Below are 10,449 nucleotides of genomic sequence, written 5' to 3' on the forward strand. Positions count from 1 at the left end.
ACGCCCCTTTTCTGTGCACGCTAGCGTGGAGTCATGAGCACCACAGACTCCCCCCTCAGCGACGAGTGGCAGAGGCCCAGCCCCAGCGGGCCGAGCCTGCGTAAAGACCTGTGGGTCGCGCTGGTTCTGGCCGGCGCTACTGCCCTGAGCGTGTCGCTCACTCGCAGCGCCGGCGTCTTCACCGAAGCGCCGGTCTGGCAAGTGGCGCTCTGGGTAGCGCTCATCAGCCTGCCGCTCACGCTGCGTCGTCGGTGGCCCGAAATTGTGGCCATCACGGCATCCGTGGTCTTCGCCGCCGGCACAATGCTCGCGGCGAGCGACATGCTTTTCTCCAACATCTGCCTCTACCTGGCCATCTATTCGGTCGGAGCCTGGAGCCGCCACCGTGTTGCCGCCAAGTGGGTGCGGGTCGCGATCGTTGCCGGCATGTTCACCTGGCTGTTCGCGCAGATCATGGTGCAGGCCAACCAGATGACCATGATGCCCGAGCTCTCACGCGACGGATTCTTTTCGCCCTACGCAGCATTCGGGGTGTTGCAGGTTTTCATCAACCTGGTCTACTTCGGTGCGGCCTGGTATTTCGGGGAATCCGCGTGGAACTCCGCCCGCAATAATGCCGCTTTACAAAGCAGCACCACAGAGCTCGCCGCCGAGCGCGAACGCAGCGCCGCCCAAGCGATCACATTGGAACGCGTGCGCATCGCCCGCGAGCTGCACGACGTCGTCGCCCACCACGTGTCGGTCATGGGCGTGCAGGCCGGCGCAGCCCGCCGCATCCTCTCAAGCGATCCGGGCCAGGCTGCCGACGCGCTCACCATCATCGAACAGAGCGCACGCAGCGCCGTCGACGAGTTGCACACCATGCTCGGCGCCCTGCGCGGTGACGACGCTCAGGGCGCCGAACCGACTAGCCAGAGCAGCAGCACGCGCGGCATCGCCCAGCTCGGTGAACTCGCCGACGAAAGCCGCACCGCCGGCGTTCCCGTGCGCCTGTCGGTCATCGGCGACGAACGAATGATTCCTGCGATCATCGGCCTGAGCATCTATCGCATTGCCCAGGAAGCCCTGACCAATACCCGTAAACACGCCGGCCCCGGTGTTAGAACCGAGTTGCGGCTGCGCTACGAAACGGATGCGGTCGAGCTCGAGATCACGGACGACGGAGTCGGCCCCCGGCGTCAATTCGCCGCGACCGGTGCCAGTGGCGCGAGCGTTGAAGCGACCGGGCTCGGCCAGCGGGGTATGCGCGAACGGGTCGCTGCCGTCGGCGGCGAACTGCACCTTGGCGGTCGACCACGCGGCGGCTACCTCGTACGCGCGCGGTTTCCCCTCGTGAACCGAGAGAACGCATGAGCGAGGCGGCCGGCATCCGCGTGGTCCTCGTCGACGACCAGGCGCTCGTGCGCGCCGGGTTTCGCATTATTCTGCAGTCCGAGCCGGGCATCCACGTTGTCGGGGAGGCCGCCGACGGCGCCGCCGCGGTCGATCTGGCTCGAACACTTCAGCCCGACGTCATCTGCATGGACGTACAGATGCCCGGCGTCGATGGCCTCACCGCCACCCGGTCCATCGTCGACGACCCATCGATCCACGCCGCTGTTCTCATGCTCACGACCTTCGACCGCGAGGACTATCTCTTCGCCGCACTGCAACACGGTGCGAGCGGGTTCATCCTGAAGAACTCCACACCTGACGCGCTGATCGACGCCGTGCAGGTGCTGGCCCGCGGCGACGCACTGCTGGCCCCCGACGTCACCCGGCGCGTGATTGAGCGGTGCGTGAACCTGAGCGGGGCATCCGTTTTGGCGACACCCCCGCCCAAAGAATTACACGAGCTGACCGAACGCGAGTCCGAGGTGTTTGCGATGCTCGCCCAGGGGCTGGCCAACGCTGAAATCGCCGCGCAACTCTTTCTCGGTGAGGCCACGGTGAAATCGCATGTCTCAAAGGTGCTGATGAAGCTGGGGCTGCGCGACCGCATCCAAGCCGTCGTCTACGCCTACGAGCACCGCGTCATCGTGCCCGGCGGCGCGCTCGAAGCCTAGCTCCCCCGCCAGGTGGAGCCCGGTTTCACCCGCCAGGCGGATGTTCCACCCCGCTGCCCCGCGCTACCGTGAAGATACGCACGACGAAAGGGCGGGAATGCTTGACATCAGGGCAGTCACCAAGCGTTATGGCACGAGAGAGGTGCTCACCGACGTGAGCTTCACGGTCGGGGATGGCCGCATGACCGGCTTTGTCGGCGCGAACGGTGCCGGTAAGACCACAACTATGCGCATCATTCTCGGTGTGCTGTCGCCGGACTCGGGCACCGTGCTCATCGACGGAGTGCCGGTGACAGCGAACGACCGCCGACGGTTCGGGTACATGCCCGAAGAACGCGGCCTCTACCCGAAGATGAAGGTTGCCGAACAGCTGGTGTACCTGGCGCGCCTGCACGGGCTGGCACCAGCATCCGCCCGGCGCAATACCGACGATCTGCTCGAGCGCCTCGGCCTCACCGAACGCGCCGGTGACACCGTCGAATCACTCTCACTCGGCAACCAGCAGCGCGCTCAGATCGCCGCTGCTCTCGTGCACGACCCCGAGTTTCTCGTGCTCGACGAACCGTTCTCCGGCCTCGACCCGCTCGCAGTGGAGGTGGTGATGAGCGTGCTCACCGGCTACGCCGCGCAGGGCGCGCCCGTGCTGTTCTCCTCGCACCAGCTCGATATCGTCGAGAGGCTCTGCGACGACCTCGTCATCATCGCCGACGGCGAGATTCGCGCGCACGGCTCCCGCGAGGCGCTGCGCGAGCAGCACAGCAGCCCTCGTTTTGAGATTCGCACCGCGGGCGACACCGGCTGGATCCGCTCGCAACCCGGCATCACCGTCATCGACTTCGATGGCGACTTCGCCGTCTTCGAAAGCGAAACGGATGCCGCCAGCCAAGCCGTTCTGCAGCGTGCGATCGCGCTCGGAGCTGTACACACCTTCAGCCAGCAGCGCCCTTCGCTCGCCACCATCTTCAAGGAGGTCATCGCATGAGCAACGTGACACGTCCGGTGCACACCGCGCCCACCTTCGCCCAGAGCGTCTGGCTGGTTTCCAACCGCGAGATCACGGCACGCCTGCGCAGCAAATCCTTTCTCATCGCGACCGGCATTCTGCTGCTCATCTCCGTGGCGTCGGTCATCGTCGGCAGTCTGGCCAGCCAGAATGAAAGCCTCACCAAGGTGGCCGTGGTCGGCACGGCCATCGGCGTCGTCGAACAGACCAAAGCCTTCGATATCGTCGAATCCGACACTGTCGCAGGCGCCGAAGCGCTCGTGCGTGACGGCACCGTCGATGCGGCCGTAGTGCCCTCGGACAGTGCCGATTCGCTGCTCGGCATCACGGTGATCGCCCTGGATTCGGCCCCGCGTGATGTTCTCGGCACGCTCAGCGTGAGGCCCGAGGTGAAAATTCTCGAGCCGGCCTCGCAAGACGGTTTTCTCGCCTACCTCGTTGCCATCGGCTTTGGCATCATCTTTCTCATGTCGGCGACCACCTTCGGCGCCACCATCGCCCAGAGTGTGGTCGAAGAGAAGCAGACGCGCATCGTCGAGATTCTCATGTCGACCATCTCGGTGCGGGCGCTGCTGGCCGGCAAGGTGCTCGGCAACAGCTTGATGGCGTTCGGACAGATCGTCTCCATCGGCCTGCTGGTGTCGATCGGCCTGGCGGTGACCGGGCAACGGGTGCTCCTGGCCGACGTCGGCCCGGCCATCGTCTGGTTCGCCGTGTTCTTCGCCTTCGGATTCGTGTTGCTCGCCGCGCTCTATGCGGCAACGGCGTCTATGGTGTCCCGGCAGGAAGACGTGGGCTCAGCGACCTCACCGGTGCTGTTCCTCGTCATGATCCCTTATTTCATGGTGGTCTTCTTCAACGACAACCCGCTCGTGCTGGCGATCATGTCGTATGTGCCGTTCTCGGCGCCGGTCGGGATGCCGGTGCGCATCTTTCTCGGCCAAGCCGAATGGTGGGAACCCGTGCTCTCCCTGGTCGTGCTGGCACTGTCGACAATGGTGGTGATTTTGATCGGGTCGCGCATCTACTCCAACGCGCTGCTGCGCATGGGCGCCCGCGTGTCGCTGCGCGACGCCCTGCACAAGTAAGACCGTGGGCGGACGGCCAGCCGAATGCGGGAAGATGGAGGAGTGACCCAACTCCATGATCTGTCTTCTCGCGGTTTCGCCTCCGACAACTACTCTGGAATCCATCCGGAAATTCTGGAGGCGATTGTAGAGGCCAACGGTGCCCACCAGATCGCCTACGGCGAAGACGTCTACACGACCCGGTTGCAGGAGGTCTTCGCCCGACAGTTTGGCGAGGGCGTCGAAGCTTTTCCGGTGTTCAACGGCACCGGCGCCAACGTCACCGGCCTGCAGTCGATGCTGCCGCGCTGGGGCGCCGTGATTTGCACAGCCACCGCGCACATTCACAATGACGAGGGCGGCGCTCCCGAGCACGTCGGCGGGTTCAAACTGCTTCCGGTGATCACCTCAGACGGCAAGCTCACCCCTGAGCTCATCGACCAGGAAGCCTGGGGGTGGGGCGATGAGCACCGCGCGCAGCCGCTCGTCGTGGCTATCACCCAGACCACCGAGCTCGGCACCGCCTATACGGTCGACGAGGTGCGCGCGATCGCCGATCACGCCCACTCCAAAGGCATGACGCTACACATGGACGGTGCTCGCATCTCCAATGCGGCGGCGAGCCTCGGGGTGCCACTGCGTGCCTTCACGCGCGATGCCGGCGTCGATGTGCTCAGCTTTGGCGGCACCAAGAACGGCATGATGCTGGGTGAGTGCATCGTGGTACTCAACCCCGCAGCATCCACCGGCCTGAAATTTCTGCGCAAGTCGAACATGCAGCTCTCCAGCAAGATGCGTTTCGTCTCGGCGCAGCTCATCGCGCTGCTTGACGGGGACCTGTGGCAGCGAAACGCGAGCCACGCAAACGCGATGGCCGCCCGTCTGCGCGACGCGCTCGAAAGCGCAATCGCCGAGGGCACCATCACCGGGCTGGCCTTCAGCCAGACCACGCAGGCCAACGCCATTTTCGCCACCCTGCCCGCCGGCGTCGCCGACCGGCTGCGTGAACATTTTCGCTTCTACGACTGGGACGCCAGCAAGAACGAGGTGCGCTGGATGTGCGGCTTCGACACCACCGAGGACGACATCGATCAGTTCGTGGCTGCGATCACCCGGGAGTTGTCGTGACCTTCACGAGTCGGCCGTGGCTCGCCTCGTACGCCCCCGGCGTTCCCGGCACGATCGCCGAGATCACCGAAACCCTCACCGACATGATGGAGACCTCGGCTGAACGGTTTGCGCCGGCGATCGCACTGGACTTCTTCGGCTCCAGCACCACCTACGCCGAGCTCGGAGAACAGATTTCCCGGGCCGCGAACGGCCTGCGCAAACTCGGCGTGAGCCCGGGCGACCGCGTTGCCCTCGTGCTGCCGAACTGTCCGCAGCACGTCGTGGCGTTCTACGCGGTGCTGCGCCTCGGTGCCATCGTGGTCGAGCACAATCCGCTCTACACCGACCGAGAACTGCGCCATCAGTTCGAAGATCATGGCGCGCGCGTCGCGATCGTCTGGGACAAGGTCTACGAGGCGGTGCGCATGTTCCCCAAAGATATGGGGGTAGTGGATATCGTCACCGTCGACCTCACGCGTGCGATGCCGTTCTCGAAACGGCTGGCCCTCCAGCTGCCGATCAAGAAAGCCCAGGACGCTCGTGCTTCTCTGACCGCCGGGCCCGGAAAGGGCGCGATCAGCTGGGAGTCGATCGTGGGCGCCCGCAAACTGCACCCGTCACACCAGCGGCCCTTGCTCACGGATACGGCCGTCCTGCAGTACACGAGCGGCACGACCGGAACCCCGAAGGGCGCCATCCTGAGCCATTACAACCTGCGCGCCAACGCCGCGCAGGGTTCCGCTTGGGTAGCAGGCCTCCGACCCGGTGATGAGACCGTCTACGGCGTTCTTCCGATGTTCCATGCCTACGGCCTCACCCTTTGCCTCACCTTCGCGATGAGCATCGGCGCCCGTCTCGTACTGTTTCCCAAGTTCGACGAGAAGCTCGTGCTCGACGCGGCCAAGCACGCACCGCCCACCTTTTTGCCGGCGGTGCCGCCGATCTACGACCGCTTAGTCACGGCCGCAGCGAAGAAAAAGGTGAGCCTTGCGGGCGTTCGCTTTGCTATTTCGGGCGCGATGAACCTGCCGGTGTCCATCGTGGAACGCTGGGAGAACGCCACCGGCGGGCTGCTGGTCGAGGGTTACGGCATGACCGAGGCGTCACCGATCGTCGCCGGTAACCCGATCGGCCCGAGCCGTCGCCCCGGAACGGTCGGTGTGCCATTTCCGAGCACCGACATTCGTGTGGTCGACCCGGAAGACCCCACGATCGAGCGCGGATTCGACGAGGAGGGCGAGCTGCTCGTAGCCGGCCCGCAGGTCTTCTCCGGTTACTGGGACCGCCCGAGCGAGAGCGCCGAGGTACTGCTCCCCGGTGGCTGGCTGCGCACCGGCGACATCGTGCGAGTCTCGGCCGACGGCTTCATCACCATCGTCGACCGCCTGAAGGAACTCATCATCACGGGCGGTTTCAACGTGTCGCCCTCCGAAGTTGAAGAGACTCTGTTGTCGCACCCCGACATCAACGACGCGGCCGCGGTCGGGCTACCGAGCCCGACCGGCGGCGAAGACGTCGTGGCGGTCGTGGTGCTGCGGCCCGACGTCGACCTCGATGTGACTGCGGTGCGTGAGTACTGCCGTACCCGGCTGTCGTCCTACAAGGTACCGCGGCGCATCGTCGAGGTCGACGACCTGCCGCGCAGTCTGCTCGGTAAAGTGCTGCGCCGCGAAGTGCGTAACCGCCTGCAAGGCAAATAGGCTGCGCGGTCAACACTGAAGCCTTAGGCAAAATAGTACGCACTCCGAATGAGATCGCTCCGGCGCAAGCAAAATGCCCGTTGGCCTCAGCCAAACGGGCATTTTTTGCTGTCGCGGGAGGGTTATGGTCGCAGCAGCACCTTGATGGCTCGGCGTTCATCCATCGCGGCGTAGGCTTCGGCCACCTCGGACAAGGGAAGCTCCAGGTCGAAGACTCGACCGGGGTTGATTTGGCCCGAGAGAACCTCGGGTAGTAGTTCCTCGATATAGCCACGAACGGATGCCACGCCGCCGTTCACGCCCACGTTGCGTCCAAAAAGCGAGCGGATGGGCAGTTCAGCGCCGCCGTTGGGCACGCCGACGTAGCCGACCATCCCACCGGGCCGGGTTGACCGGATGGCCTGATCCATGGATTCCTTGGTGCCGACGCACTCCAGCACGCAATCGGCGCCGATTCCATCGAACAGTGCCTGCACCGCGGCAACACCCTCATCACCACGTTCTTCGATGATGTCCGTCGCACCGAATTCTCGAGCCACGGCCTGTCGATCAGCGTGACGGGACATGGCGACGATGCGGCTCGCGCCGAGTCGCTTGCTCGCGAGTATGGCGCAGAGCCCGACGGCTCCGTCACCGACGACAACAACGGTACTGCCGGCGGTGACGCCGGCAGACACGGCCGCATGGTGACCGGTGCCTAAGACGTCCGAGAGGGTCAATAGTCCCGGAATCAAAGCGTCATCCGGCACCTCGGCGGTTGCCAAGAGCGTGCCATCGGCATGGGGAACCCGTACCCGCTCGCCTTGAGCGCCGTCGGCGAAGCCGCCCATGTCGTCTTTCTCGCCCCACGGAACAAGGTGGAGGCAGGAAAAACTCACGCCATTGCGGCAGTTGACGCAGGTATTGTCACAGTCGTAGAACGGCGCAATGACGAAGTCTCCGACCTTGACGGTGGAAACGTCTGGGCCGATTTCCTCGACGATGCCCACAAACTCGTGGCCAATGCGGTGTGGCTCTTTAGTAGCGGTCACCCCGCGGTAGGGCCACAGGTCAGACCCACAGACGCAGGCCGCGACCACCCGAACGACGGCGTCGCCACCGGTCGAAAGTACAGGGTCAGGAACTTCTTCGAGGCGAATATCTCGTTCGCCATAAATCACAGTTGCTTTCATTGATAAACTCTAACCCGCCCAACCCGGATCTACCCCCCTTTCGGGTCACATTGTCGCGGCGAGCGACGGAGCGGATGCCACGGTGAGCGCGTCACCGTCGGCCGCCAGCGCCACCAACACCGTGTCGCCGTCACGAATATCGCCGGCCAGCAGCGCCCTCGCCAGGCGGTCGTCGATCTCGCGCTGCATGAGACGCCGTAGCGGACGCGCACCGTAGATCGGGTCGTAACCACGCTCGGCCAGCCAGCGGCGGGCATCCGGTGTTACGGCAAGGTCCAGCCGGCGTTCGGCGAGGCGCTTCTGCAATCGGTCGACGTCGAGTTCGACGATTTCGCCGAGCTCGTCGGTTGTCAGCGAGGAGAACACCACGATGTCGTCGAGCCGGTTGACGAACTCCGGCTTGAAAGCCTGCCGCACGAGGCTCTGCACTGCCGCCTCTTTCTGTTCCACCGACAGGGTCGGGTCGATCAGAAACTGCGAACCGAGATTCGAGGTGAGCACGAGAATGGTGTTGCGAAAATCTACCGTGCGCCCCTGACCGTCGGTGAGGCGGCCGTCGTCGAGCACCTGCAACAGTACGTCGAACACCTCGGGGTGCGCTTTCTCCACCTCATCGAACAGAATCACCGAGTATGGGCGACGCCGCACGGTCTCGGTGAGCTGGCCGCCCTGCTCGTAGCCGACATAGCCCGGAGGCGCCCCCACCAGGCGAGACACCGAGAACTTCTCGCCGTACTCACTCATGTCGATGCGCACCATGGCTTTTTCATCGTCGAACAGAAACTCGGCGAGCGCCTTGGCCAGCTCGGTCTTTCCGACGCCGGTCGGGCCGAGGAAGAGAAAGGATCCGGTCGGCCGGTCGGGGTCGGAGATGCCGGCACGCGAACGCCGCACGGCGTCGGCGACCGCGCGCACGGCGCGCTTCTGCCCGATCAGGCGGTGGCCGAGCTCGTTTTCGAGGTTGAGCAGTTTGTCGGTTTCGCCCTGCAATAGCCGGCCGACCGGAATGCCTGTCCACGCGGCGACCACGGCGGCGATATCCTCGCTGGCAACCTGATCGTTCACCATGCGTGGGCCGACGGATTCCTCCTGTTCGGCGTCGGCGAGCGCGCGCTCCATCACCGGAATGTCACCGTAGAGCAGCCGGGATGCCTTCTCGAGGTCTCCCTCACGCTGTGCCCGGTCCGATTCAATGCGGGCGGCATCGAGCCGCTCACGCAGCTCGCCGACCCGGTTCAGCGAGGCCCGCTCGCTGTCCCAGCGTGCTTGCAACTCTTTGAGGGTGGCCTGGCGCTCCACCAGATCGCTGCGCAGCTTCACCAGACGTGCCTTCGAGGCATCGTCCTTCTCCTTCTTGAGAGCGAGCTCTTCGAGCTTGAGCCGATCGACGCTGCGCCGCAGTTCGTCGATCTCCACCGGCGAGGAATCGATCTCCATGCGCAGCCGGCTCGCGGCCTCGTCGATGAGGTCGATGGCCTTGTCGGGCAGCTGGCGAGCGGTGATATAGCGATTGGAGAGGGATGCCGCGGCCACGAGGGCAGAATCGGCGATGGTCACCTTGTGGTGAGCTTCATAGCGTTCCTTGAGCCCGCGGAGGATGGCAACGGTGTCCTCAACCGACGGTTCATCGACGAGTACCGGCTGGAAGCGGCGCTCGAGCGCGGCATCCTTTTCGATGAATTCGCGGTATTCATTGAGGGTCGTGGCACCGATCAGGCGCAGTTCGCCGCGGGCGAGCATGGGCTTGAGCATGTTGCTGGCCGCGACGGAGCCTTCGCCGCCACCAGCACCCATCAGAGTGTGCAGTTCGTCGACGAAGGTGATGATCTGCCCGTCGGCGTCGTTGATCTGCTTGAGTACGGCCTTGAGCCGTTCCTCAAATTCACCGCGATATTTGGCACCGGCTACGAGGGCAGCGAGGTCGAGAGAGACCAGTTGCTTGTCTTTGAGTGAGTCGGCGACATCTCCGGCCACGATGCGCTGGGCCAGCCCCTCGACCACGGCCGTCTTGCCGACGCCGGGTTCCCCGATCAGCACGGGGTTGTTCTTGGTGCGCCGGGTGAGCACCTGACTGATCCGGCGAATTTCGGCGTCACGCCCGATCACCGGGTCGAGCTTGCCGCTGCGGGCGATGTCGGTGAGGTTCACCCCATACAACTCGAGGGCCGTCTTGGCGTCTTGCTGCGGTGGTCGCTGACCGGCTTGCATCGCTGTCTCCTCTAAACTTGAGCCTTACTGACTCAAGTTTAGTACCCCGACCATCTTCCCGGCGTCGAATATTCGCGGGCTGAATATCTCGTCGGCCACAGGCGGCTGACACCAGTCATCCGCCGGTATCGCGGCACTTGTCAG

At 64.6% G+C, this 10,449-nt stretch carries 8 protein-coding genes; 6 read left to right on the forward strand and 2 right to left on the reverse strand.

The window, feature by feature from the left end:
* Positions 1–33: 33 nt before the first annotated feature.
* The 6 genes from CXY72_RS16070 to CXY72_RS16095 all read left to right on the forward strand — a co-directional run bounded on the left by CXY72_RS16070 (position 34) and on the right by CXY72_RS16095 (position 6,925).
* Positions 34–1,353: a sensor histidine kinase gene (locus CXY72_RS16070; protein WP_104128691.1), complete on the forward strand. Its 1,320-nt coding sequence runs from the start codon at positions 34–36 to the stop codon at positions 1,351–1,353.
* Positions 1,350–2,045 carry a response regulator transcription factor gene (locus tag CXY72_RS16075; RefSeq protein ID WP_104128692.1) on the forward strand — a complete coding sequence of 232 codons (696 nt, stop codon included), beginning with the start codon at positions 1,350–1,352 and terminating at the stop codon, positions 2,043–2,045. Before CXY72_RS16070 ends, CXY72_RS16075 begins: the two co-directional genes overlap by 4 nt.
* Before the next feature lie 97 nt (positions 2,046–2,142).
* Positions 2,143–3,027 (forward strand): ABC transporter ATP-binding protein, encoded by an 885-nt coding sequence (locus CXY72_RS16080; protein WP_104128693.1) that lies wholly within the window; start codon positions 2,143–2,145, stop codon positions 3,025–3,027.
* A complete protein-coding gene (locus CXY72_RS16085; RefSeq protein WP_104128694.1) occupies positions 3,024–4,136 on the forward strand; it encodes an ABC transporter permease in 1,113 nt (370 codons plus the stop codon). The genes CXY72_RS16080 and CXY72_RS16085 overlap by 4 nt, the downstream gene beginning before the upstream one ends.
* Before the next feature lie 24 nt (positions 4,137–4,160).
* Entirely contained in the window at positions 4,161–5,243 is a 1,083-nt protein-coding gene (locus CXY72_RS16090; RefSeq protein WP_104128695.1) for a low specificity L-threonine aldolase, read from the forward strand.
* A complete protein-coding gene (locus CXY72_RS16095; RefSeq protein ID WP_104128696.1) occupies positions 5,240–6,925 on the forward strand; it encodes a long-chain-fatty-acid--CoA ligase in 1,686 nt (561 codons plus the stop codon). Before CXY72_RS16090 ends, CXY72_RS16095 begins: the two co-directional genes overlap by 4 nt.
* 122 nt (positions 6,926–7,047) lie before the next feature.
* Here the strand turns inward: CXY72_RS16095 and CXY72_RS16100 are convergent, their stop codons facing one another.
* Together CXY72_RS16100 and CXY72_RS16105 are read right to left on the reverse strand one after the other, a co-directional pair.
* Positions 7,048–8,097 (reverse strand): zinc-dependent alcohol dehydrogenase family protein, encoded by a 1,050-nt coding sequence (locus CXY72_RS16100; RefSeq protein WP_104128697.1) that lies wholly within the window; start codon positions 8,095–8,097, stop codon positions 7,048–7,050.
* A 45-nt stretch (positions 8,098–8,142) separates the two neighbouring features.
* Positions 8,143–10,305, reverse strand: coding sequence for an ATP-dependent Clp protease ATP-binding subunit (locus CXY72_RS16105; RefSeq protein ID WP_104128698.1), 2,163 nt, complete (start codon positions 10,303–10,305; stop codon positions 8,143–8,145).
* Positions 10,306–10,449: the final 144 nt, after the last annotated feature.

It is taken from the genome of Cryobacterium sp. Y57 (assembly GCF_002929505.1).
In the GTDB taxonomy this organism is placed as follows: domain Bacteria; phylum Actinomycetota; class Actinomycetes; order Actinomycetales; family Microbacteriaceae; genus Cryobacterium.

Bases quoted from the DNA above. Each gene is read 5' to 3' on its own strand.
- CXY72_RS16075 (WP_104128692.1), top strand. From the start codon at position 1,350: ATGAGCGAGGCGGCCGGCATCCGCGTGGTCCTCGTCGACGACCAGGCG.
- CXY72_RS16105 (WP_104128698.1), bottom strand. From the start codon at position 10,305: ATGCAAGCCGGTCAGCGACCACCGCAGCAAGACGCCAAGACGGCCCTC.
- CXY72_RS16100 (WP_104128697.1), bottom strand. From the start codon at position 8,097: ATGAAAGCAACTGTGATTTATGGCGAACGAGATATTCGCCTCGAAGAA.
- CXY72_RS16080 (WP_104128693.1), top strand. From the start codon at position 2,143: ATGCTTGACATCAGGGCAGTCACCAAGCGTTATGGCACGAGAGAGGTG.
- CXY72_RS16090 (WP_104128695.1), top strand. From the start codon at position 4,161: ATGCGGGAAGATGGAGGAGTGACCCAACTCCATGATCTGTCTTCTCGC.
- CXY72_RS16085 (WP_104128694.1), top strand. From the start codon at position 3,024: ATGAGCAACGTGACACGTCCGGTGCACACCGCGCCCACCTTCGCCCAG.
- CXY72_RS16070 (WP_104128691.1), top strand. From the start codon at position 34: ATGAGCACCACAGACTCCCCCCTCAGCGACGAGTGGCAGAGGCCCAGC.